Source organism: Stutzerimonas stutzeri, from assembly GCF_000935215.1.
In the GTDB taxonomy this organism is placed as follows: domain Bacteria; phylum Pseudomonadota; class Gammaproteobacteria; order Pseudomonadales; family Pseudomonadaceae; genus Stutzerimonas.
Genome location: NZ_JXXD01000168.1, coordinates 26,949 through 53,849 on the forward strand (window position 1 = coordinate 26,949; position 26,901 = coordinate 53,849).

At 62.9% G+C, this 26,901-nt stretch carries 23 protein-coding genes, 2 tRNA genes and 1 pseudogene; 18 read left to right on the forward strand and 8 right to left on the reverse strand.

Annotated elements, in window-relative coordinates; translation table 11 throughout:
* Window positions 1-62 precede the first annotated feature (62 nt).
* The 6 genes from accD to LO50_RS17300 all read left to right on the forward strand — a co-directional run bounded on the left by accD (window position 63) and on the right by LO50_RS17300 (window position 6,341).
* Window positions 63-956, forward strand: coding sequence for an acetyl-CoA carboxylase, carboxyltransferase subunit beta (gene accD / locus LO50_RS17275; protein WP_014820551.1), 894 nt, complete (start codon window positions 63-65; stop codon window positions 954-956).
* Window positions 953-2,239 carry a bifunctional tetrahydrofolate synthase/dihydrofolate synthase gene (gene folC / locus LO50_RS17280; protein WP_044315767.1) on the forward strand — a complete coding sequence of 429 codons (1,287 nt, stop codon included), beginning with the start codon at window positions 953-955 and terminating at the stop codon, window positions 2,237-2,239. The genes accD and folC overlap by 4 nt, the downstream gene beginning before the upstream one ends.
* A complete protein-coding gene (locus LO50_RS17285) occupies window positions 2,240-2,860 on the forward strand; it encodes an SPOR domain-containing protein (protein ID WP_014820549.1) in 621 nt (206 codons plus the stop codon). It begins immediately after the preceding gene.
* Between the two features lie 98 nt (window positions 2,861-2,958).
* On the forward strand, window positions 2,959-3,504 hold the full coding sequence (locus tag LO50_RS17290) for a CvpA family protein (RefSeq protein ID WP_014820548.1): 546 nt from the start codon (window positions 2,959-2,961) through the stop codon (window positions 3,502-3,504).
* Window positions 3,505-3,575: 71 nt separating this feature from the next.
* Window positions 3,576-5,081: an amidophosphoribosyltransferase gene (gene purF / locus LO50_RS17295; protein WP_041014211.1), complete on the forward strand. Its 1,506-nt coding sequence runs from the start codon at window positions 3,576-3,578 to the stop codon at window positions 5,079-5,081.
* Window positions 5,082-5,129: 48 nt separating this feature from the next.
* A complete protein-coding gene (locus LO50_RS17300; RefSeq protein WP_044315768.1) occupies window positions 5,130-6,341 on the forward strand; it encodes an O-succinylhomoserine sulfhydrylase in 1,212 nt (403 codons plus the stop codon).
* Between the two features lie 68 nt (window positions 6,342-6,409).
* On the opposite strand, the gene gspD is transcribed toward LO50_RS17300, so the two are convergent.
* Both gspD and LO50_RS17310 read right to left on the reverse strand, forming a co-directional pair.
* On the reverse strand, window positions 6,410-8,347 hold the full coding sequence (gene gspD, locus LO50_RS17305) for a type II secretion system secretin GspD (protein ID WP_014820546.1): 1,938 nt from the start codon (window positions 8,345-8,347) through the stop codon (window positions 6,410-6,412).
* A gap of 3 nt (window positions 8,348-8,350) precedes the next feature.
* Entirely contained in the window at window positions 8,351-8,995 is a 645-nt protein-coding gene (locus tag LO50_RS17310) for a type II secretion system protein N (protein WP_044315769.1), read from the reverse strand.
* Between the two features lie 257 nt (window positions 8,996-9,252).
* Between LO50_RS17310 and LO50_RS17315 the strand changes: the two genes are divergently transcribed.
* Both LO50_RS17315 and LO50_RS17320 read left to right on the forward strand, forming a co-directional pair.
* A tRNA-Val gene (locus tag LO50_RS17315) sits at window positions 9,253-9,328 on the forward strand.
* Between the two features lie 37 nt (window positions 9,329-9,365).
* A tRNA-Asp gene (locus LO50_RS17320) sits at window positions 9,366-9,442 on the forward strand.
* A gap of 142 nt (window positions 9,443-9,584) precedes the next feature.
* Here LO50_RS17320 and LO50_RS17325 read toward each other — a convergent pair.
* Entirely contained in the window at window positions 9,585-10,421 is an 837-nt protein-coding gene (locus LO50_RS17325; RefSeq protein ID WP_044315770.1) for an isocitrate lyase/PEP mutase family protein, read from the reverse strand.
* A 342-nt stretch (window positions 10,422-10,763) separates the two neighbouring features.
* Here LO50_RS17325 and LO50_RS17330 point away from each other — a divergent pair, with 342 nt between their 5' ends.
* Window positions 10,764-11,810: a threonine aldolase family protein gene (locus LO50_RS17330; protein ID WP_044315771.1), complete on the forward strand. Its 1,047-nt coding sequence runs from the start codon at window positions 10,764-10,766 to the stop codon at window positions 11,808-11,810.
* Between the two features lie 102 nt (window positions 11,811-11,912).
* Here LO50_RS17330 and LO50_RS17335 read toward each other — a convergent pair whose 3' ends face one another.
* On the reverse strand, window positions 11,913-12,821 hold the full coding sequence (locus tag LO50_RS17335; protein WP_044315779.1) for a LysR family transcriptional regulator: 909 nt from the start codon (window positions 12,819-12,821) through the stop codon (window positions 11,913-11,915).
* A 101-nt stretch (window positions 12,822-12,922) separates the two neighbouring features.
* Between LO50_RS17335 and wrbA the strand changes: the two genes are divergently transcribed.
* The 3 genes from wrbA to LO50_RS17350 all read left to right on the forward strand — a co-directional run bounded on the left by wrbA (window position 12,923) and on the right by LO50_RS17350 (window position 17,196).
* Window positions 12,923-13,549, forward strand: a complete 627-nt coding sequence (gene wrbA, locus LO50_RS17340) for an NAD(P)H:quinone oxidoreductase (protein WP_044315772.1) — start codon at window positions 12,923-12,925, stop codon at window positions 13,547-13,549.
* Complete coding sequence (locus tag LO50_RS17345) at window positions 13,546-14,775, forward strand: MFS transporter (protein ID WP_044315773.1); 1,230 nt, start codon at window positions 13,546-13,548, stop codon at window positions 14,773-14,775. The genes wrbA and LO50_RS17345 overlap by 4 nt, the downstream gene beginning before the upstream one ends.
* Window positions 14,776-15,060: 285 nt before the next feature.
* Entirely contained in the window at window positions 15,061-17,196 is a 2,136-nt protein-coding gene (locus tag LO50_RS17350; protein ID WP_152623989.1) for a putative bifunctional diguanylate cyclase/phosphodiesterase, read from the forward strand.
* Here LO50_RS17350 and LO50_RS17355 read toward each other — a convergent pair.
* Both LO50_RS17355 and LO50_RS17360 read right to left on the reverse strand, forming a co-directional pair.
* The gene (locus tag LO50_RS17355) at window positions 17,193-17,522 is read right to left on the reverse strand and encodes a protealysin inhibitor emfourin (RefSeq protein WP_014820538.1); all 330 of its coding nucleotides are present in this window, start codon (window positions 17,520-17,522) and stop codon (window positions 17,193-17,195) included. The two genes, LO50_RS17350 and LO50_RS17355, sit on opposite strands and share 4 nt — an antisense overlap.
* A 9-nt stretch (window positions 17,523-17,531) precedes the next feature.
* Entirely contained in the window at window positions 17,532-18,575 is a 1,044-nt protein-coding gene (locus tag LO50_RS17360; protein ID WP_044315775.1) for a M4 family metallopeptidase, read from the reverse strand.
* Window positions 18,576-18,775: 200 nt separating this feature from the next.
* Between LO50_RS17360 and LO50_RS17365 the strand changes: the two genes are divergently transcribed.
* From LO50_RS17365 to LO50_RS17375, 3 genes are read left to right on the forward strand one after another with little or no spacing between them, the layout of a single operon-like run.
* On the forward strand, window positions 18,776-20,215 hold the full coding sequence (locus LO50_RS17365; protein ID WP_003301388.1) for a cytochrome ubiquinol oxidase subunit I: 1,440 nt from the start codon (window positions 18,776-18,778) through the stop codon (window positions 20,213-20,215).
* A 3-nt stretch (window positions 20,216-20,218) separates the two neighbouring features.
* The gene (cydB, locus tag LO50_RS17370) at window positions 20,219-21,226 is read left to right on the forward strand and encodes a cytochrome d ubiquinol oxidase subunit II (protein WP_044315776.1); all 1,008 of its coding nucleotides are present in this window, start codon (window positions 20,219-20,221) and stop codon (window positions 21,224-21,226) included.
* On the forward strand, window positions 21,226-21,390 hold the full coding sequence (locus LO50_RS17375; protein WP_014820535.1) for a DUF2474 domain-containing protein: 165 nt from the start codon (window positions 21,226-21,228) through the stop codon (window positions 21,388-21,390). The genes cydB and LO50_RS17375 overlap by 1 nt, the downstream gene beginning before the upstream one ends.
* Before the next feature lie 284 nt (window positions 21,391-21,674).
* Here the strand turns inward: LO50_RS17375 and LO50_RS17380 are convergent, their stop codons facing one another.
* Window positions 21,675-22,712 (reverse strand): AraC family transcriptional regulator, encoded by a 1,038-nt coding sequence (locus LO50_RS17380; protein WP_014820534.1) that lies wholly within the window; start codon window positions 22,710-22,712, stop codon window positions 21,675-21,677.
* The gene (locus LO50_RS17385) at window positions 22,709-23,722 is read right to left on the reverse strand and encodes a carbon-nitrogen hydrolase family protein (RefSeq protein ID WP_014820533.1); all 1,014 of its coding nucleotides are present in this window, start codon (window positions 23,720-23,722) and stop codon (window positions 22,709-22,711) included. The genes LO50_RS17380 and LO50_RS17385 overlap by 4 nt, the downstream gene beginning before the upstream one ends.
* A gap of 187 nt (window positions 23,723-23,909) precedes the next feature.
* On the opposite strand from LO50_RS17385, the gene LO50_RS17390 reads away from it, so the two are divergent.
* From LO50_RS17390 to LO50_RS17400, 3 genes and pseudogenes are all read left to right on the forward strand, one after another.
* On the forward strand, window positions 23,910-25,940 hold the full coding sequence (locus LO50_RS17390; protein ID WP_044315777.1) for an NADPH-dependent 2,4-dienoyl-CoA reductase: 2,031 nt from the start codon (window positions 23,910-23,912) through the stop codon (window positions 25,938-25,940).
* Between the two features lie 31 nt (window positions 25,941-25,971).
* Window positions 25,972-26,394 (forward strand): nuclear transport factor 2 family protein, encoded by a 423-nt coding sequence (locus tag LO50_RS17395; RefSeq protein ID WP_014820531.1) that lies wholly within the window; start codon window positions 25,972-25,974, stop codon window positions 26,392-26,394.
* Between the two features lie 196 nt (window positions 26,395-26,590).
* A pseudogene (locus LO50_RS17400) lies at window positions 26,591-26,901 on the forward strand (chromosome partitioning protein ParA); the annotation flags it as partial.

Genomic DNA, 26,901 nt, shown 5'->3' on the forward strand with positions numbered 1-26,901 from the left:
GCAACAATGAATCTGCCTGCAGCGCGAGTGCGCTCGGGACTGAAGCTTTGGAGAACAAGAGCATGAGCAACTGGCTGGTAGACAAACTGATCCCTTCGATCATGCGGTCGGAGACGCAAAAGAGCTCGGTCCCCGAAGGCCTTTGGCACAAGTGCCCCTCTTGCGAGGCGGTTCTATACCGCCCTGAGCTGGAAAAGACGCTCGATGTTTGCCCCAAGTGCCAGCATCACATGCGCATCGATGCCCGTAGCCGGCTCGATATCTTCCTCGATGCCGAGGGCCGCGAAGAGATCGCTGCCGAGCTGGAGCCGGTCGACCGCCTGAAGTTCCGTGATAGCAAGAAGTACAAGGATCGCCTCTCTGCAGCACAGAAGCAGACCGGCGAGAAAGATGCGCTGATCGCAATGAGCGGAAAGGTCGTCAACATCCCGGTCGTGGCTTGTGCATTCGAATTCTCGTTCATGGGTGGCTCCATGGGAGCAATCGTTGGCGAGCGTTTCGTGCGGGCCGCCAATGTTGCTCTTGAAAAGCGTTGTCCGCTGGTGTGCTTCTCCGCGTCAGGCGGTGCCCGGATGCAGGAGGCTCTGATCTCCCTGATGCAGATGGCAAAGACTTCCGCCGTGCTGGCCCGCATGCGTGAAGAGGGCCTGCCGTTTATCTCCGTACTGACCGATCCGGTCTACGGAGGTGTGTCTGCGAGTCTGGCGATGCTTGGTGATGTGATCGTCGCCGAGCCCAAGGCATTGATCGGCTTCGCCGGCCCGCGAGTGATTGAGCAGACCGTACGAGAAAAACTGCCGGAAGGCTTCCAGCGCAGCGAGTTCCTGCTGGACCATGGTGCTATCGATCTGATCATTCATCGCTCCGAACTGCGTACTCGCTTGTCGCGCTTGCTGGCCCAGATGCAGAAATTGCCAAGCCCGGTGGAACCCGCCCAGGTAACGGCTACTGCATGACCGGTCGGAGTCTGGCCGACTGGCTCGCCTATCTTGAGCAGCTGCATCCCACTGCCATAGACATGGGCCTGGACAGGGTCCGAGCGGTGGTGGGGCGGCTTGGTCTGACACGGCCGGCTCCGCTGGTGATTACCGTCACGGGTACGAATGGCAAAGGCTCTACCTGCGCGTTCATCGCTGCTCTGTTGAGCAGTCAGGGGTACAAGGTCGGTAGCTACAGCTCGCCGCATCTTCTGCGTTACAACGAGCGCGTTCAGTTCGACGGGCACCAGGCCAGCGATGACCAGCTTTGCCAGGCTTTTTCCGCGGTGGAGGCGGCGCGAGGCGAGGTCTCGCTGACCTATTTCGAAATGGGCACACTTGCAGCCTTCTGGCTGTTCGAGCGGAGCGGGCTCGACGCCGTGGTACTGGAAGTCGGTCTTGGTGGTCGTCTCGATGCCGTCAACGTCATTGACGCGGATCTGGCGGTGATCACCAATATCGGACTCGATCATGCAGATTGGCTGGGTGATACCCGCGACAGCGTTGCGTATGAAAAGGCCGGGATCATGCGCGACGGAGTCCCCGCGCTTTGTGGCGATCTGGATGTTCCGGGGCCATTGCTTGAGCACGCAGAGTCCCTGAAATCACCGCTGTTTCTGCGCGGAAGAGATTTCGACCTGGCGCTTGATCCCCACTCCTGGCATTGGCGGGGCGTCGGGCCTGGCGGTGAGCCGTTGGAGCTGCATGACCTGCCGCTGCTGTCATTGCCGATGGAGAATGCTGCACTTGCCCTGCAAGCCTATGCCACGCTTGCCTTGCCATGGGAGCCGGCGGCGTTGTCCGCGGCGCTTCAGCGGACACGCGTTGTAGGGCGCCTCGATAGTCGGCAGATTAGCTGGCGCGGCCGCGAGATCGCGCTGTTGCTGGACGTTGGACATAATCCTCATGCTGCAAGCTACCTCGCGCAACGCCTTGAGCAGCGGCCAGTAGATGGTCGTCGCTTGGCTGTTTTTGGTCTGCTGGTGGATAAGGATCTCAACGGTGTGCTCGAAGCGATGTCCTCGTGCATCGCTGATTGGGCCGTCGCTCCACTGCCTACGCCGCGAACGCAATCAGCTACACAATTGGCTGCAGCGCTGCTTGAGCGGGGCGCGTCGGTCAGCCAGTATGCCAGCTTCGAGCAGGCGCTCGATGCTCAATGCGCGAAGGCCGAAGCCGATGATGAAGTAGTGGTTTTCGGATCGTTCTACTGCGTGGCGGCGGCGCTTGACTGGCTGGAACAACGGGCGGGGGAGAGTTGAATGGCGATGCTGGATAAGGGATTGCTGCAGCGTATGGTTGGCGCTCTGGTGTTGATTGCGCTGGCGGTCATATTCGTGCCGATGCTGTTCAATCGTGAGGACGATCTGCGCCACGTCACCGTCGATGCGCCCACCATCCCTGCTGCACCGGCACCGGCTGAAATCGAGATGCAAGAGGTCGAAGTGCCGGAGCCGGCGTCGGAGCCTGAAGGTTTCGAGATCATCGAGGAAGGTGCCGAAGCAGAAGCGGCATCACCCGTCGGTGAGCAGGCTTCGGAGCCAATCGTGCCGGTCGCTCCGAGCGAGCCTGCGCCAGTTGCGCAGCCGCCAGCGGAACAACCGCAGGCGGCGAAAGTCGAGCCACGGCTCGATAACGACAACCTGCCGGTCAGTTGGTCGATCCAACTCGCCAGCCTGTCCAATCGCGCCAGCGCCGAAAGCCTGCAGCAGACCTTGCGTTCGCAGGGCTACAACGCCTACATCCGCACTGCGGATGGTATGAATCGCGTCTTCGTCGGACCGCTGGTGGAGCGCAGCGAAGCGAATCGGCTTCGCGATGTGTTGCAGCGCCAGCAGAAACTCGATGGCTTCGTCGTTCGTTTCAAGCCGGAAGGAAGCTGAATCGTTGAAGCGCTGGCCGAGGTACTGACGACAGGCCCCGGCTGCGGAGTTGCCGTCGGGTAGTCAGCGCGTATTCCTGGCGCTCCTGCTCTGCTAAAATGCGCCGCCTTTTCCCCATTGCAGAAGACATCGTGGCATTCACCTGGGTCGATTGGGCCATCATCGCCGTCATTGCTGTATCGAGCTTGATCAGCTTGAAGCGTGGTTTCGTGAAAGAAGCGCTTTCGCTGGTTACCTGGATCGTTGCCGGTGTGGTCGCATGGATGTTTGGTGGTGCGTTGTCCCACCATCTCGCGGAATACATCAGCACGCCCTCGGCGCAAGTCATCGCAGCCTGCGCGTTGCTGTTCGTGGCTACCTTGCTGGTAGGAGCACTGGTTAATTTTCTGATCGGCGAGCTGATCAGAGTGACGGGGTTGTCCGGCACCGATCGCTTTCTCGGCATGGTGTTTGGTGCGGCACGGGGTGGTCTATTGGTGGTGGTGCTCGCCGGATTGCTGAGCCTGGCTCCCGTCGAGCAGGACCTCTGGTGGCGCGAGTCGACGTTATTGCCGCACTTTCTCCTGATCGCCGACTGGTCAAAGAACCTCATTCTAGGGTTCAGCGGCCAGTGGTTCGCCGGATCACTCAACCCGCCCGGTTGAGTCCCTTTTTCTACGGATGCTCGGCCTGCCGTCGTATCCGGTCTGCCTGTAATAACTGAGAGGTTCCTTGCATGTGTGGCATTGTCGGCATCGTCGGTAAGTCGAACGTCAATCAGGCGCTGTATGACGCGCTTACCGTACTGCAGCACCGCGGCCAGGATGCAGCCGGTATCGTCACGAGCCATGACGGCCGGCTGTTTCTGCGCAAGGATAACGGCCTGGTTCGCGACGTCTTTCAGCAGCGCCATATGCAGCGCCTGGTCGGCAACATGGGGATCGGCCACATCCGTTACCCCACCGCGGGTAGCTCCAGTTCCGCCGAGGCACAGCCGTTCTACGTCAACTCGCCTTACGGCATTACCCTGGCGCACAACGGCAACCTGACCAATGTCGATCAGCTGACCAAGGAGATCTACGAGTCGGATCTGCGCCATGTGAATACCAGCTCCGACTCGGAAGTGCTGCTCAACGTGTTCGCCCACGAACTTGCCGTGCGCGGCAAGCTGCAGCCGACCGAGGAGGACGTCTTCGCTGCGGTGAGCAAGGTTCACGAGCGCTGCCGCGGTGGCTACGCGGTAGTGGCGATGGTCACCGGTTACGGCATCGTCGGCTTCCGCGACCCCAATGCGATTCGCCCGATCGTGTTCGGCCAGCGCCATACCGACGAAGGCGTCGAGTACATGATCGCTTCCGAAAGCGTATCGCTCGACGTGCTCGGCTTTACCCTAATTCGCGACCTGGCGCCGGGCGAAGCGGTTTACATCACGGCTGATGGCAAGCTCTTCACCCGCCAGTGCGCGGATGCGCCGAAACTCGCACCCTGCATCTTCGAGTACGTTTACCTGGCGCGTTCCGACTCCCTGATGGATGGTGTCTCGGTTTACAAGGCTCGGCTGCGCATGGGTGAGAAGCTGGCGGACAAGATCCTGCGCGAGCGTCCAGAGCACGATATCGACGTGGTCATCCCGATTCCCGACACCAGCCGTACCGCTGCGCTGGAGCTGGCCAATCGCCTCGGTGTGAAGTTCCGCGAAGGCTTCGTCAAGAACCGCTACATCGGTCGCACCTTCATCATGCCCGGCCAGGCTGCGCGGAAGAAATCGGTACGGCAGAAGCTCAATGCCATCGATCTCGAGTTTCGTGGCAAGAACGTGATGCTGGTGGATGACTCCATCGTGCGCGGCACCACCTGCAAGCAGATCATTCAGATGGCGCGCGAGGCAGGGGCGAAGAACGTCTACTTCTGTTCCGCTGCGCCGGCGGTCCGCTATCCGAACGTGTATGGCATCGACATGCCCAGTGCCCACGAGCTGATCGCGCACAACCGCACCACCGAAGAGGTCGCCGAGCTGATCGGTGCCGATTGGCTGATCTACCAGGATCTGGAAGACCTCGTCGACGCCGTTGGTGGCGGCAAAGTCAAGATCGACAACTTTGACTGTGCAGTTTTCGACGGCAATTACATCACCGGTGATATCGACGAAGCCTATCTGCACAAGATCGAGCAGGCGCGCAATGATCTGAGCAAGGTCAAGACGAACGCGGTCAGCGCCATCATCGATCTCTACAACAACTGATTCATGCCGACGTGGCAGCCTCGGCTGCCCGCGGCCGAGGTAAGAGCTATGACGACTGAATGGGATGCCGGACGGCTGGACAGCGATCTTCAAGGCGTCGGGCTCGATACGCTCGCGGTACGCGCCGGACAACGGCGCACGCCGGAAGCCGAACACGGTGAGCCGCTGTTCTTCACTTCCAGTTACGTGTTTCGCAGTGCCGCCGATGCTGCGGCGCGCTTCGCCGGTGACGTGCCGGGCAATGTCTATTCGCGTTACACCAATCCCACCGTCCGTGCGTTCGAAGAACGTATGGCGGCGCTCGAGGGCGCAGAGCAGGCGGTCGCCACGGCATCCGGCATGGCGGCCATCCTCGCCACCGTGATGAGCCTGTGCTCGGCAGGCGATCACGTGCTGGTCTCGCGCAGCGTATTCGGCGCCACCGTTTCCTTGTTCGAGAAGTACTTCAAGCGTTTCGGTGTGCAGGTCGACTATGTGCCGCTCACCGATTTTGCCGCCTGGGAGTCCGCGTTCAAGGAGAACACCAAGCTGGTGTTCGTCGAATCGCCATCCAATCCCTTGGCAGAGTTGGTGGACATCGCCGCACTGGCGCAGCTTTGCCACGCCAAGGGCGCGATGTTGGCCGTCGACAACTGCTTCTGCACACCGGTATTGCAGCAGCCGCTGGCACTGGGTGCCGATATCGTCATTCATTCCGCGACCAAGTACATCGATGGCCAGGGCCGTTGCCTGGGCGGTGTGATTGCAGGTCGCAGCGAGCAGATGAAGGAACTGGTCGGATTTCTGCGTACCGCCGGCCCGACGCTCAGTCCGTTCAATGCCTGGGTCTTCCTAAAGGGACTGGAAACGTTGCGGCTGCGCATGCAGGCGCACTGTGCCAGCGCTCAGGAGCTTGCCGAATGGCTCGAGCAGCAGCCCGGTATCCAGCGCGTCTACTATGCGGGTTTGTCCAGCCATCCACAGCACCAGCTGGCCAAGCGTCAGCAGAAGGGGTTCGGTGCGGTGGTGAGCTTCGAGGTTGCTGGAGGCAAGGAGGCCGCCTGGCGCTTCATCGATGCGACTCGACTGATCTCGATTACGGCCAATTTGGGCGATAGCAAGACCACCATTACCCATCCAGGCTCGACCACACATGGTCGGCTGTCCGCCGAGGATCGCGCGACCGCAGGCATTTCGGACAGCCTGATTCGGGTAGCGGTGGGGCTGGAAGATGTCGCTGACCTCAAGGCCGATCTGGCTCGCGGTCTCGCAGCGCTCTAAATCAACTCATCAGGATGCCGTGCCCGGCCTGCGCAAGCAGGTCGGGCACGAACGCTTGTGTCCTTTTTTCACTGACGCAGATCGATAGCCGGTGCGGGCTCGCCCCGTCCGTCGAACAGCTGCGCGGGATTCGCCGGCAGGATGCTCGGGCTGGCCGAATCCGTTTCGATGACCCGAATATCGCTGTATTTCTTCCCGGAAAGAGCCGCCAGGCCGGCACGGTCGCGAATGACCGTAGGTCGCAGGAACACCATCAGGTTGCGTTTGACGTGGGTTTCCTGAGTCGAGCGGAACAGAGCACCCAGAAACGGAATGTCTCCGAGTAGCGGCACCTTGGCGTTGGTGCGGGTGACGTCGTCCTGAATCAGGCCGCCAAGCACGATGACCTGGCCATCTTCGGCAAGGATGGTGCTTTTGATGGCGCGCTTGTTGGTCACCAGGTCCACGGCCTGGGCCGTCAGGCTGGCGCTGGGCGCGATCGAGGAGATCTCCTGCTCGATCTGCAGGCGTAGCGTGGCGCCTTCGTTGATGTGCGGAGTCACCTTGAGGGTCACCCCGATGTCCTGGCGCTCGATGGTGGTGAAGGGGTTGTTCGCGCCCGCCGCATCGGTGGTGTAGGAGCCCGTCTGGAACGGGACGTTCTGGCCGACAAGAATCTCGGCTTCCTGGTTATCCAGCGTCAGCAGGCTTGGCGTCGACAGCAGATTGCTCTTGCTGTTGGACGACAGTGCGGTAATCAGCGCGCCGAAACTTCGAGTTCCAACGCCTATGATCGCGCCGTCGGGCAGGTTCTCCGGGATCTCGTTCTCGTTGATGGCGTTGAGCACGCTGCCGACCGAAATACCGGTGTTGCCAAAGCTGACGCCACCGGCTCCACCAGTGCCTCCGCGCGCGTCGACCGCCCATTGCACGCCGAGGGCGTCGGTGATGTCGCCGGAAACCTCGACGATAGCCGCTTCGACCATGACCTGTGCACGGGGAACATCCAGCTGGCGAACGATGCTTTCCAGAGTGCCGATCAGCTCTGGATCAGCGAGAAGGACCAGCGCGTTCAGGCTTTCGTCGGCGCGGATCAGGATGTTCTGCGGCCGGGCAGTGGTGGCGGATTCGCCGCTTTCGGGGTTTTTCAGACCTTCGGAAATATCACCCAGGGTCTCGGCCAGGGATTTCGCATCGTTGTGGCGCAAACGGATAACGCGCGTGTTGGCCGAACGCGTTGTTGGCGTGTCGAGCGATTGGGCCAGTGCCGCCAGCTTGCCACGGGCCTCGCTGGGGCCAATGAAGATCAATCGGTTGGTGCGTGAATCGGCGATGATCTGCACGCCGGAGGTGGTTTTCGCATCACCGCGCATCAGCGAGTTGCGCAGCACTTCAGCGATATCCATCGCCCAGCCGTGCTGCAGATTGAGCACGGCGTAATCGTTGCTCTCAGCACGATCGAGCTGGCGCACCAGGTCCTCAATGCGCGCGATATTGGCGCTGCGATCACTGATGATCAGTGCATTGGCCGACGACACCGCAGCAAGATGGCCGAACTGCGGGACAAGCGGGCGGATCAGGGGTATCAGTTCGGCCGCGGAAGTGTGCTGCACCTGGATCACCCGTGTTTCCAATTGGTCGCCGCCGGTAGGCCCGCTGCCCGCTTCGGCCTTGGCCTCTGCATTAGGAACTACTCGGGCGACATCGCCCTGGGTCAGCACGCTGAACCCGTGCGTCGCCATGACCGAGAGGAACAGCTGGTACACCTCGCTCAGCGACAGCGTGGCATTGGATACCACGCTGACTTGCCCCTTCACTCGCGGATCGACGATGAACGTCTGTCCGCTGAGCTGGCTGATCTGATCGATGAAGGCGCGGATATCCGCGTCCTTGAGATTGATGGTCCAGCCGTCCTGTTGATTGGGGCTTGGCTCGATGCCGGGTTCGACGGCAAGCAAAGGCAGAGGAGCGGCCAGCAGGCCGGTGGCGAGCAGGGCAAGCAACGGGCGCGAAAAAGGCTTCGGCATCGGTCAATTGTCTTCCGTGGGCTGATCGTTGGCGGGGGCGGCATCGGGTTGGTTGACGGCTTCTTCCAGCTGCTGACGCAAGGCGTCCATCTGCTGCTGCATCAGCTGCGTCTCCTCGTCCGGTGGCTCGGCATAGGGTGGTTGATCCTGATAGGGCCCTTCGGTCATCTCCTCGGGAATGTAGCTGGGCGAGCGTACCTGAGGAAAATGCAGCACTTCGACGGCGCCGTTGCGCGCCAGCTCCACGCGATCAGGGTAGACCTGATGCAGACTGACGCCACTGGCCAGCTCTTCGCCCTGCCAGTAGAGCCGTGGCGGCTGCCCGTCGACTTGAACAATGGCGCTGGAGCGCTGCGGATCCATGTGCACGAAACTGCCGCGCAGGGTAAAGCCGCTGGCAGCCGCGGTGGGCGCGTAGGAGTCAGAAGGGGCCGCCGAGCCGAACAGTATTTCCAGCCGCTGCATATCGGGCTGGCCCAGATTGCCGGCTTGTTGTTCATAGACTTCGGTGGGGGTAGGGGCGCGAGACAGGTTCATCCATTGCTCGATCTGCATCGCGAGGTAGAGCGCGAACACGCAGAGCAGCACGGTACTGATGATGAGTGGGACGTAGCGGCGGTAGTTGTCCAGTTTTCCCGGCAGTGGCAAGCGAAATACTCCGTGGCGCTTTTGTTGTTCGGTTCCCTAGTACGCGGGTTGCCTCTGTCAGGCGATACAGCACTTTTAGAACACTTTCGCGGAGGCCGCAGCGAATTTACAGGTGCTCTTGGTGAATCGATGGTGCAGGACCAAGGTTACAAAGTGACGCGGCAGCTCCTGTTGACCACGGTTCCATAAAAAAAATTCAATGTTATTGTTGACTTAGCGTAGGGGGCTGAGTAAATTGCGCGCCTCGCAAGGCGATCGGCTGATTAGCTCAGCTGGGAGAGCACCTGCATCACACGCAGGGGGTCGGCGGTTCGATCCCGTCATCAGCCACCAACCTTTGTGAGATTTCGGACGAAAGTCCGGCCGACGCGCAGCGGTAGTTCAGTCGGTTAGAATACCGGCCTGTCACGCCGGGGGTCGCGGGTTCGAGTCCCGTCCGCTGCGCCATATCCCTCCGCTCACTTCCTTTAGAAGTGATGAGACAAGAGAAGCTGCCCAAGGGCAGCTTTTTTTGTGCCTGTCGAATAGCGATGTGATTGGTGAACCCTGCACTATCCAATCCCCGTCGGCGACCCGTTTCGGCGGAATCCTATGGCCTCTCGCATTTGCCAAACAGCGCGTCGAGCTCCGCTCCAGAGGCCGCGTTGGCAAAACCATCGAATCGTCCATGCTCGGCGATGGACCGAGCCGCCTGCAGAAAGCCGGCCCATGCCGCGCGTGCCAAGGCGCCGCCGACACTGATGCGTCTGACGCCTAGGTCGGCGAGGTCCTGTACGGTCAGGTCGCTGTTCCAGCCAATCAGTACATTGACCGGCTTTGGCGAGACTGCCTCGATGACGGCGCTGATCTGCTCGCGGGTTCTCAGGCCTGGTGCGTACAGGCAGTCGGCGCCTGCATCGGCATAGGCTTTCAGGCGTGCAAGGGTGTCGTCGAGATCAGGCCGATCGACGAAGAAGTTCTCGGCGCGGCCAATCAGCAGTGTTTCGCCTCCGGTAGCGTCGATCGCCTCACGCGCGGCGCACATTCGTTCGGTGGCCTCGGCAAGCTCGCGCAACGGCTCGCGCGGGTCTCCTGTGGAGTCCTCGATGGAAATACCCGCGACGCCGGTTCCGACCGCCATGTGCACGCTTTCGGCCACGCCTTCGGGCGTATCGGCGTAGCCACTCTCGAAATCGGCGTTCACCGGCAGATGGGTGGCTTGGACCATGTAGCGCATATGGGCCAGGACCTCGTCCCGCGGCATCTGTCCGTCGGCGCGGGCGCACGACCAGGCGTAGCCGGAGCTGGTCGTCGCCAACGCCTTGAAACCGAGACTTGCGAGGACGCTCGCACTGCCGGCATCCCAGGGGTTGGGCAGGACGAAGCAGCCCGACTGGTGCAGCGCACGAAAAGCGGCACGTTTTTGCGACACGCTGGGATGGACCATGAACCCTCCTGGTTGGTGAGATGGGTGGGGCACGACGCATTCGCCGCCGCGCGTCGTCAAAGACTAGATGGGATTCAGCGTGCCGTGGTTTTCAGAACACGCGCTGCAGGGTGCCACAGCGTTACTGAATTTCCCTGTGGGCGACCGTGAAATGTGCCGCCGTGATATCCGCGCTGGGCGCTTCGCTGTGCTAAGACGTTGCGTGGAGGCTGACGAGGGCGGGGCGGCGCCGGCATCACCCCGTACATGCTCGCCTGACACTCCGTTTGCGCTCGCGTGTCCGGGCTTCTACAACGTAACGTGCAGCCACCAACCGCCCGGCAATGCCATAACGAGGATTTGATGACGACCGACAAGCAGCAATTTGCCAGCGACAACTATTCCGGCATCTGCCCTGAAGCCTGGGAAGCCATGGCGAGGGCGAACCAAGGCCACGACAGGGCGTACGGCGACGACCAATGGACAGCCCGCGCGGCTGATCACTTCCGCGCACTGTTCGAGACCGACTGCGAGGTGTTCTTCGCCTTCAACGGTACAGCGGCCAATTCCCTGGCGTTGTCGTCCCTTTGCCAGAGCTACCACAGCGTGATCTGCGCTGACATCGCCCACGTCGAGACGGACGAATGCGGCGCGCCGGAGTTCTTCTCCAACGGCTCCAAGCTGCTGCTCGGCAGGACCGAGCAGGGCAAGCTGACGCCTGCTGCCATTCGCGAGATCGCGCTGAAGCGCAAGGACATCCATTACCCCAAGCCACGCGTGGTCAGCCTGACCCAGGCCACGGAAGTCGGTACCGTCTACCAGCCCGCCGAGCTGCGTGCCATCAGCGACACCTGCAAGGACCTCGGGCTGCACCTGCACATGGACGGCGCGCGCTTTGCCAATGCCTGCGCTCACCTGGGCATGTCGCCCGCCGAACTGAGCTGGAAAGCCGGCGTCGATGTGCTCTGTTTCGGTGGCACCAAGAACGGCATGGCGGTCGGTGAGGCCATCCTGTTCTTCAATCGCGAACTGGCCACCGATTTCGAGTACCGCTGCAAGCAGGCTGGCCAGCTTGCCTCCAAGATGCGATTTCTGTCGGCACCGTGGGTCGGGCTTCTGGAAAACGGCGCCTGGCTCAGGTACGCCGAACACGCCAACCGTTGTGCCCAGCTGCTGGCCGAGTTGATTCAACCGTTGCCTGGCGTCGAGTTGATGTTTCCGGTGCAGGCCAATGGCGTCTTCGTCAGCCTGCCGCCATCGGCACTGGAGGCGCTCAGGAACCGCGGCTGGATGTTCTACACCTTCATCGGCGTCGGCGGTGCGCGCTTCATGTGCTCGTGGGACACCAGCGAAGCGCGGGTACGCCAGCTGGCCGATGATATACGCGCGGCCGTAACCGACGCCGTGTAGCTGTCGACGATGTGCCCGCTCGCGAAGTGGCCTCGGCAATACGCGGGCAGCAGCCACCGAGCGCTGCCCATTTGGAGAACGATTGCCAGCGCTCTCGTGAGGCTAGATGCTGGCTTGCTCGAGCAAGGCGCGGCGGAACGCCTGTGCCACAGGCCCGAGTGGCTCATCCAGCCGGTGCGCCAGGTAGGCTTCGGATTGCACCTCGCTGTTTCTGCCAAGGTCGGGAATGGCGACGCGCGCCAGCCGCCCTGAAGCCAGATCCTCCTCAACCAGCCATGCCGGGAGCCTTCCCCAGCCGAGTCCGGCGCGAATCAGTGCGGCTTTCGCTTCCTGGGTATTCACCCGACAGGTGAAGGGCGACAGAACGCCGAATGAGCGGCCCTCGGAGAGTGGCGTGGGATCGGCAAGCACGATCTGCAGATGGCCGGCGAGATCCGGCACGCCGAGTGGCGCACGGCTACCGAGTTCGGCCAGCGGATGATCGCTGCGTACGACGGCAATCTGCGCAATCGAGCCAATCGCCTCCAGCGCCAGCCGGGGATTGCGAAAATCCTCGCCGACGATGATCGCGAGCGTGCAGCGCCTCTCATCCAGCGCTGCGATGGGGCCGCCCAGGGCCTGTGACTCCAGGCGAAAGCTGGTGGAAGGAAATTCGACGCTGGCCCGGGTAATGGCAAGCGCCACCAATTCGATCGGAAACAGCGTATCCACCACCAGGGTCAGTTCCAGCTCGACACCCGCACCCAGCGCCCGCGCCCGAGCACGCATGGCATCGGCGCGCAGCAGGATGTCGCGTGCGTGGGCCAGCAGTGCCTGACCTTCCTGAGTAAGGACGGGGCGGTAGCCGCTGCGATCGAACAGCTGCAGGCCCAGCTCTGTCTCCAGGTTCGCGATGGCATGGCTGATGGCCGATTGCACGCGCAGCAGCCGTGCTGCGCCGGATCGGAAGCTGCCGCTGTCGGCCACGGTTACGAACGTACGAATCTGATCCAGTGTCATGCCATCGAGCATGATCTGCTCCATAGATCGAGTTGATCGAAATTTAATCACTCCGCGAGAGCGTTTTTAGTCATTAGCCTGGCTCCAGTCAATGCCATCGGAGGACTGTAGCAATGACGAACGTACTGGTGCTCTATTACTCATCCTATGGGCATGTCGAAGCACTTGCCCATGCCGTCGCCGAAGGCGCACGCGAAGCGGGTGCGTTGGCCGAGGTCAAACGGGTGCCCGAACTCGTTCCGCAAGAGGTCGCGCAGAATGCGGGGTACAAGATGGACCAGCCCGCGGATACGGCGAGCGTGGCGGAACTGCCGAACTACGACGCCATCGTGATCGGCACGCCGACGCGTTTCGGCAACATGGCCGCGCAGATGAAGAACTTCCTCGATCGATGTGGCGGGCTATGGGCCGAGGACCGGCTGGTCGGCAAGGTTGGCAGCGTTTTCACTTCGACCGGCAGCCAGCATGGGGGCCAGGAGAGCACGATTCTCGCGACGCACACCGTACTGCTTCATCTGGGGATGGTTGTGGTCGGGCTGCCGTACAGCTTCAAGGGGCAGCTGCGGATGGATGCCATAACCGGTGGCACGCCCTATGGCGCCTCGACGCTGGCCGATGACGGCAGCGGCGGTGATCGCCAGCCGAGCGAAAATGAACTGCAGGGCGCCCGTTACCAGGGCTGGCACGTCGCTCGCGTGGCCGCCGCACTCGCCGCCAATCCGGTCGGGGTGCCGGAATGAATGTCGCCCGGCAGCTCCGCGCGAGGCTGGTCGTCTGGGTCGTGCTCGGCTGCGGAGTCGTGGCGGCTCTGCATTTGGGCAAGGCTGCCATTGCCACACCGTTGCTACAGGCGGACCTTGGGGTCGATCTCGCCGGAGCCGGCTGGCTGACCGGCATATTCGCGGTGCTCGGCTTGCTCGGGGGAGCGGCGGCCGGTGCGGTGGTGGCGGCAGTCGGAGATCGGCGGGCCCTGCTGTTGGGGCTCGGGGTAACCGCGGTTGCCGGCGTCGCGGGCGCCGCCGCGCCGTCATTCGCGCTGCTGCTGATTTCCCGGCTGCTGGAAGGACTCGGATTCCTGCTCATCATCGTCGCCGGGCCGGCGATTCTGGAACGGCTGACGACCGGCGCTGCGCGGGACAGGGCCTTCTCGCTGTGGAGTTGCTTCATGCCGAGCGGGATGGCGCTGGCCATGGTCGCCGGGCCGCTGTTCCAGACATGGCAGGGGTTGTGGTGGACGGGTTCGGCGCTGGCGGTAATCGCCGCGGTGGCGGTGGGCTGCTGCATACCCGCTGGCGTTTCGTCTGGCATGCCCGGACGGCTACTGGGAAATATTCGGCGCGTGCTGTTTTCCCGAGCCAGCGTTTTGCTGGCGGTTGGTTTCGCGCTGTACAGCCTGATGTTCTTCGCCCTGTTCAGCTTTCTGCCGGTTCTGCTGATGGAGCGTATGGATATCTCATATCGGAGTGCGGGGCTGTTGAGCGCACTGGCCAGTATGGTCAATGTCAGCGGCAACCTTGCTGCTGGCTATCTGCTCACGCGCGGCGCCGGGCGTGGTTCGCTGATCCTGTTAGCCAGCGGCGTCATGGGTGCGTCCGGGATAGGCATATTCCTGGGCTGGTTCGAACCGCAGGCGACCTTCCTGCTGTGCCTGCTGTTTTCAGCCGTGGGTGGGTTGATCCCGGCCACGCTGCTGGCATCCGCACCGTTGGCTGCGCGGGAGACCTTCCTCGTTCCAATTGCGGTCGGCCTGATGATGCAGGGCAGCAACCTGGGACAACTGCTGGGCCCGGTAGTGGTCGGCGGCGTGACCGCGGCTTTCGGTTGGCACGCCGCCGGCCCGGTCGTGTTGCTTGCGGCGCTGGCCGCTGGCGTGACTGCGCTTCTTTTGCCAGCAGCACTGCAGCGCAGCGAGCCGGCGAAGAAGGGCAGCCCTGGGCGTTCCAGAAGCGGCGACGTCCAGTGCTGATCCGATACGCGCGGCGAGTCGTCCCTGGATAGCGGGCACCATGGCAGAGCGGTATGAAGCGATACGGTGCCCTGAAATGGGGCTCGGCTGTGACCGGTACGTCACATTATGGTGCGCGGTTCCTGGCCGGAGGCGGGACGAGGGCTCGACGGGTGGCCATGTGCCATCAATGGAGCGTTTCTTGCTGCGCATCGGTTTTCTGCCTTTCCTGCAGACCTCCGGGCGACAGCCTCAACATTGTCGCGGCTCCGGGTCATGCAGGATAACCACTTCAAGCCCAGATCAATGACCCAAGAACTCTCTGCCAGAACCAACCGCCGGAGCAGTCTGCTCACCTGTGAGGTGCTGGACCGCTCGCGTGTGCTCGACACGCTGGTCAACAACCTCGAAGGCATGGCCTACCGCTGCCGCAACGACGCGCCCTGGACGATGATCTTCGTCAGTCAGGGCTCGCAAGGCTTGTGCGGCTACAGTGCTGCGGATCTGGTCGACGACAACGGCATCTCATGGGGCCGGATCACCCATCCGGATGACCGGCTTCGCGTCCGCCGCTGCATCGATAATGCTGTCGCCGGAATGGGGCGATTCACCGTGCATTACCGGATCCGCACCGCCGCGGGGAACCTCAAATGGGTCATCGAGCGCGGCGTCGCGGTGCCCGATGAGCAGGGCGAGATCGTGGTGGAGGGCTTCATCGAGGACATCACCGCCCAGAAGGCAGTGCTCGAAGCGCTGGAGCAGGCCGAACTGCGTTATCGCAGCATCTTCGAGAACGCTTCGGAGGGCATTTTCCAGTCCACCCGCGATGGCCGCTATCTGGCCGCGAATCCTGCGTTGGCGCGCATTTACGGATACGACAGTGCATCCGAGCTGGTGGCCGATCTCGCTGACATAGAGCGTCGCCTGTACGTCGAGGGTGGGCGTCGCGAAGTGTTCTGCCAGCTGATGGAGCAACAGGGCGAGGTGCTCAACTTCGAGTCTGAGGTCTATCGGCGCGACGGCACACGCATCTGGATATCCGAGAACGCGCACGTGGTGCGAGGCGCCAGCGGCGAGTTCATCTGCTACGAAGGCACCGTGCAGGACATCTCCGAGCGCAAGCATTATCAGCAGCAGCTCGAACGTCAGGCCAACCATGATCTGCTGACCGGCCTGCCCAATCGCATCCTGCTCAACGACCGCATCGAGCAGGGCCTGGCCCGTGCGGCTCGCCTGGGCTACTACCTGACGCTGGTATTCATCGACCTGGACAACTTCAAGTTCATCAACGACGGTCTCGGGCATGTCGCTGGTGACGAGCTGCTCAAGAGTATTGCGGCGCGGCTGGCCGGTAGTCTGCGCAGCTCAGACACCGTGGCGCGGGTCGGTGGGGATGAATTCGTGCTGGTGCTCAGCGATCACTACCGCATCAGCACAGTGATCTCGTTATTGGAGCGTGTGCTGAACGAAATCCGCCGGCCGGTCATGCTCGCCGGTCGCGAGTTTCAGGTCGGCGCCAGCCTGGGTGTGGCGATGTTCCCCGACGACGGCGAGGATGCGCAAAGCTTGCTCAAACACGCCGATATCGCCATGTACGCGGCGAAGAAGCGTGGGCGCAACAATTTCCAGTTCTTCACCCACGATCTCAACCGGATCGCCGATGAGCGTCTGAATCTCGAGGCCGCCATGCGCGTGGCGCTGGAGCGCAACGAGTTGTCGGTGCACTACCAGCCGAAGGTCGATGCGACGCGGCAGATTGTCGGTGTCGAGGCGCTGGCGCGTTGGACCCACGCGGAGCTGGGGGTGATAGGGCCGGATCGTTTCATCCCGGTGGCCGAAGAGAGCGGGCTGATCATGCCGCTGACCCTGGCCATCCTGCGCCGCGCCTTCACCGATGCTCGGCAGTGGAACGAGGGGCGTGCCACGCCACTGCTGATTGCGGTGAACCTGTCACCGCTGCTGTTTCTTGGCGACGATGTGGTCGAACGCATCCTCGCGGTGCTCGACGAAATAGGGCTGCCGCCGACCCAGGTGGAGCTGGAAATCACCGAAACGGTATTCCTCGGAGACGGCACCCGTGCGGTTTCCATCCTGGCCGAGTTCAAGGCGCGGGGCTTTCGCTTGGCGATGGACGATTTCGGTACCGGCTACTCGGCGCTCAGTTATCTGCGGCGTTTTCCGCTGGACATCATCAAGATCGATCGATCGCTGGTCACCGGGCTCGAGCAGGAGGAGGAAGTGGCGATGATCGCCCGTGCCGCCATTTCGCTGGGCAAGAGCCTGCACAAGACGGTGGTGGCCGAAGGGGTCGAGAACGCCGCGCAGTTCGATTTCCTGCGTCGCAACGGTTGCGACGAGTTCCAGGGCTACCTGCTCTCACGCCCGCTGCCGGCGGCGCAGATCACCGCATTGCTTGCGGACGGCGGCGTGATCCGCTTCTAGCTGTCGCCGGGGATGGCGCCGTTCTGCCAGAGCTGCATCAGTTCCTGTGGCGCTCGGTCCTCGGCGATCTGCAGGATCAGTTCGGCGTCGGTGTCCTCGCGTCGGTAGTGCAGTTCGACCCGGAAGAAGCGCTGATCGCCGGCACCGACGTTCTTGCTGGCGACCGGCAGGCAGCGTTCGACCACCGAACAGAGGCCGCGGCGCTGCTCGGCATCGCAGTCGGCGAATTCGATCTGCCGGGGTCGCGCCAGGCTTGGCGCCGCGACGAAACCGCCCTGGCGCGATACGCGCAACGAGGTTTCCGGTCCCAGTGCTGGCATCTTCATCCTGCCTCCTCAGCGCAGTGCTACGCCCACTGACGTCCAGGCTTCATACAGCGCCCGAACCTGAGGCGACTGACGACCGAACAGCTGCGCCGCGTGGTTCAGCGTCACACCGGCGAAGGTTGCGAAGTCCGCATCATTGGGCAGTTGTGGATCACAGATGGTGGCGTACCAGATTCGTCCGGCCTGCTCCCAGGCGTAACCACCCAGCGCCATGGCCGCGAGGTAGAAGGCGCGGTTGGGAATGCCGGAGTTGAGATGCACGCCACCGTTGTCGTCGCGGGTCTCGATGAAGTCGCGCATGTGCGCAGGCTGCGGGTCGCGACCGAGCAGCGGGTCGTCATAGGCGCTGCCCGGGTTGGCCATGGAACGCAGGGCGACGCCGTTGACCTTGTCGGTGAGCAGTTCGGCGCCGACCAGCCAGTCGGCCTCCGCCGCAGTCTGGCCGAGCGCATGCTGTTTGGTCAGCACGCCGAACACGTCCGACACCGATTCGTTGAGCGCCCCTGGCTGGTTGAAATAGACCAGCCCGGCTTCGCTCTCGATCAGGCCGTGGGTCAGTTCGTGGGCGACCACGTCCAGCGAGCGAGTGAAGCGCTGGAACAGCTCACCGTCGCCATCGCCGAACACCATCTGCTCGCCGTTCCAGAAGGCGTTCTCGTAGCCCTGGCCGTAGTGCACGGTGCCGATCAACGGCATCCCCAGGTCATCGATCGAGTCGCGCTGGAAAACCTGCCAGAAGAATGTGTAGGTCGCGCCGAGCGCGTCGTAGGCTTCGTCCACCGCGGCGTCGCCGGAGGCCGGCTGACCTTCGCGACGTCGCAGGGTGCCCGGCAGCTGCATCTGCTGCTCGGCGTCATGGATTCGTCGTTGTGCGTGGCCGGGCGTGCGCAGCTCGCCAAGCTCGGCGATGGCTGTGGGTCGTGGCGGGCCGGGGTTGGGCAGCAGGCTCTGCACGTGGTGCAACGTCTGTTGAGCGCAGCCGCGCTGGTAGGGCGAGCCGCGGTCGATGATGCGGTCGAGAATATATGGCGGGATGAAGGTGTGAATCGGCACCGGCGGTACTCCAAGGCTGACGCGGCTACGACCAGCATAGACCGCTGGAGCGCGATGGATCGACCGCCGATCCAGAGGGCGCGACGAGATGGCGCGGCACGCGCGGCGCACCCTTGGCGCGTTCTGCTGTCACTTGTGCTGGACCCCGTTTTTACCGTCATCGACGACGCGGGCGCTCATTTGACGAGGAGTTGTTGCCCATGTTCGGATTGGAAGCACTAGAGCTGGCGCGCGTCCAGTTCGCTTTCACCATCACCTTTCACATCATCTTCCCGGCGATCACCATCGGGCTCGCCAGCTTTCTCGCCGTGCTCGAGGGGCTCTGGCTGAAGACCCGGCAGGAGGTCTATCGCGACCTGTACCACTTCTGGCTGAAGATATTCGCGGTCAATTTCGGCATGGGTGTGGTGTCGGGAATCGTCATGGCGTACCAGTTCGGCACCAACTGGAGTGCCTACTCCGAGTTCGCCGGCAGCGTCACCGGGCCGCTGCTGGCCTATGAGGTGCTGACCGCGTTCTTCCTGGAGGCGGGTTTCCTCGGGGTCATGCTGTTCGGCTGGAATCGGGTTGGCGAACGCCTGCATTTCTTTTCCACGCTCATGGTGGCCGTGGGCACGCTGATCTCGACCTTCTGGATTCTGGCGTCCAACAGCTGGATGCACACGCCGCAGGGGCACGAGATCATCGACGGCATCGTGGTGCCGGTGGACTGGCTGGCGATCATCTTCAACCCGTCGTTCCCTTATCGACTGGCGCACATGGCGGTCGCCGCATTCCTCGCCACGGCGTTCTTCGTCGGCGCGTCGGCGGCCTGGCAGCTGTTGCGCGGCAAGGACAACCCGGCGATCCGCAAGATGCTCTCGATGGCCATGTGGATGGCCCTCCTGGTGGCACCGGTGCAGGCGGTGATCGGTGATTTTCATGGGCTGAACACCCTCGAATATCAGCCGGCGAAGATCGCCGCGATGGAAGGGCACTGGGACAACTCCGAAGGCGGGCCGACGCCGCTGTTGCTGTTCGGCTGGCCGGACATGGAGGCCGAGGAAACGCGCTACAAGATCGAGATTCCTTATCTCGCCAGCCTGATCCTCAATCACAGCCTGACCGAACCGATTCCGGCGCTGAAGGACTTCCCGCCCGAGGACCGGCCGAACTCGACGATCGTGTTCTGGACGTTCCGCATCATGGTCGCGCTCGGCCTTCTGATGATCGTCACCGGTATCTGGAGTCTGCTGTTGCGGCGGGGCGACCGGATGTACAGCTCACGCGCGTTCCTGCGGCTGGTGTTGCTGATGGGGCCTTCCGGGCTGATCGCCATCTTGGCTGGCTGGTACACCACCGAGATCGGGCGTCAGCCCTGGGTGATCTACGGCCTGATGCGTACCGCCGATGCCGTATCCAATCACGGCGCCGGCCAGCTGGGGCTCACTCTGGCGATGTTCGTGGTCGTCTACTTCGCCGTGTTCGGGGTGGGCATGGTGTACGTCCTGCGCCTGGTGCGCAAAGGTCCGGTGATCAGCGAAGGGCGCGAGAAAGGTACCGGTGGGCCCGGCGAGGCGCGCACGCCGATGCGACCGATCTCCGCGGCGGACGAAGCCCTTCCCGAGGGACAAAGCGATCAACTGGGCGAGAGGAACTGAGCCATGGGTATCGATCTTTCACTGATCTGGGCGGTGATCATCATCTTCGGCATCATGATGTACGTGGTGATGGACGGTTTCGATCTCGGCGTCGGCATCCTCTTTCCCTTCGTGCAGGACGCCTCGGAGCGCGACGTGATGATGAACACCGTCGCGCCGATCTGGGACGGCAACGAGACCTGGCTGGTACTCGGCGGTGCCGGGCTGTTCGCCGCGTTTCCGCTGGCCTATTCGGTGGTGCTGTCCGCGCTCTATCTGCCGATCATCTTCATGCTGATGGGGCTGATCTTCCGCGGCGTGGCGTTCGAGTTCCGCTTCAAGGTGGTCCGCGAGCGCCAGCATGTCTGGGACAAGGCCTTCATCGGCGGCTCGCTGGTCGCGACCTTCTTCCAGGGCGTGGTGCTTGGCGCGTTCATCAGCGGGTTGCCGGTCGAGGGACGTGCCTATGCTGGCGGAGCGCTGGACTGGTTGACGCCGTTCTCGCTGTTCTGCGGGCTGGCGCTGATCGTTGCCTATGCGCTGCTCGGCTGTACCTGGCTGATGATGCGCACCGCCGGCGACCTGCAACGGCGCATGCACGACATCGGCATACCGCTGGTGTGGGCGGTGCTGGTGGTTACCGGCATCGTCAGCCTGTGGACGCCGCTGACCCATCCGGATATCGCCGAGCGCTGGTTCAGCATGCCCAACCTGCTGTATTTCATGCCGGTTCCGGTGCTGGTGCTGCTCTGCGCATTCGGACTGCTGCGCTCGATTCAGCGCTACGCCAACTACACGCCATTCCTGCTGACGCTGGCGCTGATCTTCCTCGGCTATAGCGGTCTGGGCATCAGCCTCTGGCCAAACATCATTCCTCCGTCGGTGAGCATCTGGGAGGCGGCCGCACCGCCTCAGAGTCAGGGCTTCACGCTGGTCGGAGCACTGCTCATTCTGCCGCTGATCCTGATGTACACGGCCTGGAGCTACTACGTGTTCCGCGGCAAGGTCAGTGCCGAGGATGGGTATCACTGATGGCTGATCTGGATAACAAGCCGCCCGCACAGCCTGAGCAGCGGCCGCTCTGGAAGCGCATGAGCTGGCTGGTGCTGATCTGGAGTGGAAGCGTGCTGGCGCTCGGTATCGTCGCCTGGCTGCTGCGCCTGGCGATGAATGCGGCGGGCCTGTCTTCACCCTGAAGGCGCGCCCCGCTTTGGGGCGTACCGCTCGCGCATGCCCCGTGATCTGGCCGCGGGCGGGACTCGAAGCACGTCACGATTCCTTCATTTGCCGGTTGTAGCCTGCTGGCATGAACCTTGATGCACAGACAGGCATCAGGCCTTGGGCAACCGCCGACAATTGAGGAATCTAGCGATGGACGACTACCAGGACGAACTACTGGAATGGCATGCCGCTGAGCAGGATCACCCGGACTGTGCCGAGGATGCGGTCGAACTCTGAGCGCCGCTCGCGTATGCGCCGTTTACGCGCCGCGCCGCTGCGCCCGGCGATAGTCTCCCGGCGTCTGCCCGCTCCAGCGCTTGAAGGCACGCTGAAACGCTTCGGCTGAGGAAAAACCAAGCAGCCAGGCGATCTCGCCGAAAGCGGATTCGGTGTCGCGAATGTAGGCCATCGCCAGGTCGCGGCGGGTGTCGTTGAGGATCGCGCGATAGCTGCTGTCTTCCTCGGCCAGCTTGCGTCGCAGTGTCCAGGCCGGCATTTGCAGACGTGCAGCGATCTGTTGCAGGTCCGGCTCCTGGCCCTTGAGCATCGGCCCGAGAATCTGTGCGACCCGCTCGCGCAAACTGCGGGTGCGGGTGCGCCGTTCCAGTTCGGCTTCACACAGCTCCAGCAGATGCCGCCAGGTGCCGGGGCAATGATCCGGGTTGCGCAACGCCAGGCTGCGCTGATCCAGCTGCAGCTGATTCGCTTCGGCGCTGAAGATTACCGGCCGGCCGAACTGCTCGTCGTAGCGCGAGGCGTAGTCAGGGGCTTCGAACTCGATGTGGATCGCCATCGGCACCAGCGGCTGACCGCTCAAGCGGCTGAGCTGCGAGATCCAGCTGGCGAGCACGGTATCGACGACGAAGCGGTTGTAGGCGTTGTAAGGACTGATGGAATAGAAGCGCAGCCAGGCGCCTGACGCATCTTCATGAAAACTTGAACTGCCGCGGTAGTTGGATGCGTACAGCGCCTCGTAGCGGATCAGTGCCCTTGCCGCTTCGCGCACGGTGGGCGCCTGAGCAGCGGTCAGCCCGGCGAGGCCGAGGTGCCCGGGCTTGCGCAGGCGGCCCATCTCCAGGCCCAGAGCGGGATCGCCAGCCAGCTGGATGGCCGCATGCCCGAGCCGCATGTAACGGGGGATCGAGAGGCGGGCATGCGGCTCAGCGAGCCGCTCGCCATCCAGTCCGTAGGCAAGCAAAAGCGGCTGAGGGTCATGGCCGTACAGCTGCAACGCATCGTTAAGGCTGTGCAGAAAGCCGACCGACAGATCGCCCAGGCGCACCCGTTGCGCATTCATGGGGTGCTGCCGAGCCATTGATTGCGTACCTGGACCGGGACGCCGTGGCCCGGGGGCGCCGGGCGGCGCGGCGAGCCGAGCAGATTCCAGGGCAAGGCGAGGGTATGCACGGCCATGTGCGGTCTTGCGCTGAGCGCGTCGGAATGTGTACTGCCACAGCTCGCTTGCGGATCTGCCAGCGCGCCGGGTACAGCCAGCAGTTTCGCTTCGGCAGGCGGTTGCTCGAGGTAGGCATCGCAGCCCAGCAGCACTGCCAGCGAGCCCGCCGGTGTTTCAATCAGCCGTCGACGCTCGGGGATGGGGGCAACACTGTAGCGGCGTTCGTAACGGCTCAACGCCTGCTTGTACTGCAGCGTTCCGAGGGGCTTGCCGCGACCGTCAAAGGTCAGGCTTACCTGGCGCAGCGGGCCATCGCCGATCATCAGTTGATCGTTCTCCAGATAGGGCTCCGGCAGCACGATCGAGCCCGCCACCAAGGTAACGCCGAACTCTCTGGCGAGGCCGCCGAAGACGTTCTGGTATTCCTCTGCCATCTGTCGGGCCTTGAGTCGCAACACCGCACCGGTACGCCGATCGTCGCCCTGATTATCCGGCAGTGCGCGCAGATAGCTGCCGGGATTGCTGAGCGCCATCCACTGCATCGCATCGCGCAGGGTGCGGGCCTGCTGCACTTCCGGCTTTTCGCCCAGGGCGAACAGGCCAGTGCCAACGTGTTCGGGGAGCACCACGACGGTTCGCTCGCTGAGCATGCCGGCTTCGGCCGCCTGCTTGAGGTAGGTGCGAAACTTGAGTTGCAGCCGCTCGCGGCTCTGGTAGTCGGCTGGCTGCAGCCGCGTCTCGATGCCCAGCAGGTTGCCTGCGCTTCCGGCCTGCCCGTGGTTTTCGATGGGTAGCGTACGCAGATCGGACAGCAGTGGGCCGCTACGACGGTCTTGTGTCCAGTCGAGGTAGACGGCAAATGAGGCTGCGGCGAGCACGAGCAACAGCACGATATTGATTGAGGTGCGCATGTGAGGCAGGGCAGTGAGGGGTTGCGTCAGCGTAGGTAACGCGGCGCCTGTTGCCAAGCTTTTTGCGCAGAAGGATCAAAAAGTTGTCACTTTGGATCATTGAGTGCAGCACCTTCGCTGTTTATCGTCGCTGCATACCGACCGTAGCCCCATGAGGCTCGGCACTCGTCATGATGAGGATGCTTCGATGACCGCTTTCCCGAAACTGCTGGCTCCGCTCGATCTGGGCTTTACCACCTTGCGCAACCGTACCCTGATGGGATCCATGCACACGGGCCTGGAGGAAATGCCCAACGGCTTCGAGCGGATGGCGGCATTCTTCGCCGAGCGCGCTCGCGGTGGCGTCGGCCTGATCGTCACCGGTGGCGTCGGCCCCAATGAGGAAGGCTCGGTGCGCGCCGGGGCGGCCAAGCTGTCCACGCCGGAGGAGGCCGAAGAGCACAAGATCGTTACCCAGGCGGTTCACGAAGCTGGCGGCAAGATCTGCATGCAGATCCTGCATGCCGGGCGTTACGCCTACAGCCCGCAGCTGGTGGCGCCGAGCGCTATCCAGGCGCCGATCAATCCGTTCACCCCGCGCGAACTGGACGAGGAGGGCATCGAGAAGCAGATCCGCGACTTCGTCAACTGCGCAAGCCTGGCCCAGCAAGCCGGTTATGACGGCGTCGAGATCATGGGTTCGGAAGGCTACTTCATCAACCAGTTCCTGGTGGCGCACACCAACCACCGCACCGATCGCTGGGGAGGCAGCTACGAGAATCGCATGCGCCTGCCGGTGGAGATCGTGCGCCGCGTGCGCGAAGCGGTGGGCAGCGACTTCATCATCATCTATCGCCTGTCGATGCTCGACCTCATCGAAGGCGGCAGTGTCTGGGAAGAGGTGGTGCAGCTGGCCAAGGCCATCGAGCAGGCGGGGGCCACGCTGATCAATACCGGCATCGGTTGGCACGAGGCGCGGATTCCGACCATCGCCACCAAGGTGCCACGCGCCGCGTTCACCAAGGTGACCGCGAAGCTGCGAGGCGAGGTGAGCATTCCGCTGATCACCACCAACCGGATCAATACCCCGGAGGTCGCCGAGCAGGTGCTGGCCGAGGGCGATGCGGACATGGTCTCCATGGCGCGGCCGTTCCTCGCCGATCCGGAGTTCGTCAACAAGGCCGCCGCCGGTCACAGCGAGCGCATCAACACCTGCATCGGCTGCAACCAGGCCTGTCTGGACCACACCTTCAGCGGCAAGCTGACCACCTGCCTGGTCAATCCGCGTGCCTGCTACGAAACAGAACTGAACTACATCCCCACGACCGCGGTGAAGAAGATCGCCGTCGTCGGTGCCGGGCCTGCGGGGCTCGCCGCCGCGACCATCGCAGCCGAGCGCGGTCATGAGGTGACGCTGTTCGATTCGTCCGCCGAAATCGGCGGGCAATTCAATGTTGCCAAGCGGGTGCCGGGCAAGGAGGAGTTCTACGAAACCCTGCGCTACTTCAAGAACCGCCTCGAAGAAACCGGAGTCGAGGTTCGTCTGAACACCCGCGCGACGGTGGAGGCGCTGCTGGCCGGTGGCTTCGACGAGATCATCCTGGCGACCGGGATCGCGCCGCGAGTGCCGACAATTCCCGGGATCGACCATCCGAAGGTGATTGGCTACCTGGATGCGATTCTGGAGCGCAAGCCGGTCGGCCAGCGCGTCGCGGTGATCGGCGCAGGCGGTATCGGCTTCGACGTGTCGGAATACATCACCCACGACGGCGAATCCACCAGCCTGGATCGTGAAGCCTTCTGGAAGGAGTGGGGTATCGATCTCGGGCTGTCGGTGCGCGGCGGTATCGCCGGCATCCAGCCGGCTCCGCATGCGCCCAAGCGTCAGGTCTATCTGCTGCAGCGCAAGAAGTCCAAGGTGGGTAACGGGCTGGGCAAGACCACTGGCTGGATCCACCGTACCGGGCTGAAGAACAAGCACGTGCAGATGCTCAATTCGGTGGAGTACCTGCAGATCGATGACGCCGGTCTGCACATCCGCGTGGGCGAAGGCGAGTCGCAGGTACTGCCGGTGGATACGGTGATTCTCTGCGCCGGGCAGGAGCCGTTGCGTGAGCTGCAGGAAGGCCTTGAAGCCGCTGGTGCGCGGGTGCACCTGATTGGTGGCGCCGACGTCGCCGCCGAACTGGACGCCAAGCGCGCGATCAATCAGGGCTGCCGCCTGGCTGCGGCGCTCTAGGCCATCGGCACATCCGCAAAGAGGATCACGCATGGAAACTGCAATCGCGCTGCAACCGGGGGCTGCCAATAGCCTGCAGGCTTGGCACCGAATGATCGCTGAGCGAGACCTGAGCCGGCTGCCGGAGCTGCTGCATCCGCAGGCGGTGTTTCGCTCGCCGATGGCTCACACGCCGTATGAGGGGGCAGCGACGGTGAATCTGATCCTCAACACCGTGCTGCAGGTTTTCGAGGACTTCCGCTACCACCGTGAGCTGGCCAGCGCCCAGGGTGCGGATGTAGTCCTCGAGTTCAGCGCCCGGGTGGGTGACCGTGAGCTCAAGGGCATCGACATGATCCGCTTCGATGACGAAGGGAAGATTGTCGAATTCGAGGTCATGATCCGGCCCATGAGTGGCTTGCAGGCCCTGGGCGACGAGATGAAGCGACGTCTCGCTGCCTACCGCGGCAAGTGATTTAGCTAAGCTCATCGCAAATCCGCTGGGCGCCTGGTCGAACGGCGTCCGATGCGGCGACTCCCTGCCAACCCAGTCACATTGCCTGCGCGAACATTTCCCCTAAACTTGCGGCACCAACGGGACGACGGCATCGGATGGCCGCTCGTTCCGCTAATCGCTGGCTCGCAGTTGCGGGCGATAAAGGAAATCGAGCATGCAGAACAAACCGCAGATGGTCGAAGCCGTCCTGTTCTTCAATGAGGGCTCCATCTGCAAGGAAATGCTGTATCCCGAATTCGAAGCGGTGCTGGATGGGGTGGTCGCGCTACCCGAGTTCGCAGACCGCCAGATGCATGCTGTCTACGTAATGATCAATCCGCGGCTGCAGGTGCGCGCCGCGGTGTTTTTCTGTCTCGACTTCAATGATGACGGCTCTGCCGACGCCGGTTGGAACATTCCCCTGCGTCAGTTGGCCGAGCGTACCGGGCGTGGTCCGGACATGGGGGCCGGACCGATTCGCCTGGC

Coding starts and splice junctions, on each gene's coding strand:
- accD (WP_014820551.1), top strand. CDS start 63: ATGAGCAACTGGCTGGTAGACAAACTGATCCCTTCGATCATGCGGTCG.
- folC (WP_044315767.1), top strand. CDS start 953: ATGACCGGTCGGAGTCTGGCCGACTGGCTCGCCTATCTTGAGCAGCTG.
- LO50_RS17285 (WP_014820549.1), top strand. CDS start 2,240: ATGGCGATGCTGGATAAGGGATTGCTGCAGCGTATGGTTGGCGCTCTG.
- LO50_RS17290 (WP_014820548.1), top strand. CDS start 2,959: ATGCGCCGCCTTTTCCCCATTGCAGAAGACATCGTGGCATTCACCTGG.
- purF (WP_041014211.1), top strand. CDS start 3,576: ATGTGTGGCATTGTCGGCATCGTCGGTAAGTCGAACGTCAATCAGGCG.
- LO50_RS17300 (WP_044315768.1), top strand. CDS start 5,130: ATGACGACTGAATGGGATGCCGGACGGCTGGACAGCGATCTTCAAGGC.
- gspD (WP_014820546.1), bottom strand. CDS start 8,347: ATGCCGAAGCCTTTTTCGCGCCCGTTGCTTGCCCTGCTCGCCACCGGC.
- LO50_RS17325 (WP_044315770.1), bottom strand. CDS start 10,421: ATGGTCCATCCCAGCGTGTCGCAAAAACGTGCCGCTTTTCGTGCGCTG.
- LO50_RS17330 (WP_044315771.1), top strand. CDS start 10,764: ATGACGACCGACAAGCAGCAATTTGCCAGCGACAACTATTCCGGCATC.
- LO50_RS17335 (WP_044315779.1), bottom strand. CDS start 12,821: ATGCTCGATGGCATGACACTGGATCAGATTCGTACGTTCGTAACCGTG.
- wrbA (WP_044315772.1), top strand. CDS start 12,923: ATGACGAACGTACTGGTGCTCTATTACTCATCCTATGGGCATGTCGAA.
- LO50_RS17345 (WP_044315773.1), top strand. CDS start 13,546: ATGAATGTCGCCCGGCAGCTCCGCGCGAGGCTGGTCGTCTGGGTCGTG.
- LO50_RS17350 (WP_152623989.1), top strand. CDS start 15,061: ATGACCCAAGAACTCTCTGCCAGAACCAACCGCCGGAGCAGTCTGCTC.
- LO50_RS17355 (WP_014820538.1), bottom strand. CDS start 17,522: ATGAAGATGCCAGCACTGGGACCGGAAACCTCGTTGCGCGTATCGCGC.
- LO50_RS17365 (WP_003301388.1), top strand. CDS start 18,776: ATGTTCGGATTGGAAGCACTAGAGCTGGCGCGCGTCCAGTTCGCTTTC.
- cydB (WP_044315776.1), top strand. CDS start 20,219: ATGGGTATCGATCTTTCACTGATCTGGGCGGTGATCATCATCTTCGGC.
- LO50_RS17375 (WP_014820535.1), top strand. CDS start 21,226: ATGGCTGATCTGGATAACAAGCCGCCCGCACAGCCTGAGCAGCGGCCG.
- LO50_RS17380 (WP_014820534.1), bottom strand. CDS start 22,712: ATGAATGCGCAACGGGTGCGCCTGGGCGATCTGTCGGTCGGCTTTCTG.
- LO50_RS17385 (WP_014820533.1), bottom strand. CDS start 23,722: ATGCGCACCTCAATCAATATCGTGCTGTTGCTCGTGCTCGCCGCAGCC.
- LO50_RS17390 (WP_044315777.1), top strand. CDS start 23,910: ATGACCGCTTTCCCGAAACTGCTGGCTCCGCTCGATCTGGGCTTTACC.
- LO50_RS17395 (WP_014820531.1), top strand. CDS start 25,972: ATGGAAACTGCAATCGCGCTGCAACCGGGGGCTGCCAATAGCCTGCAG.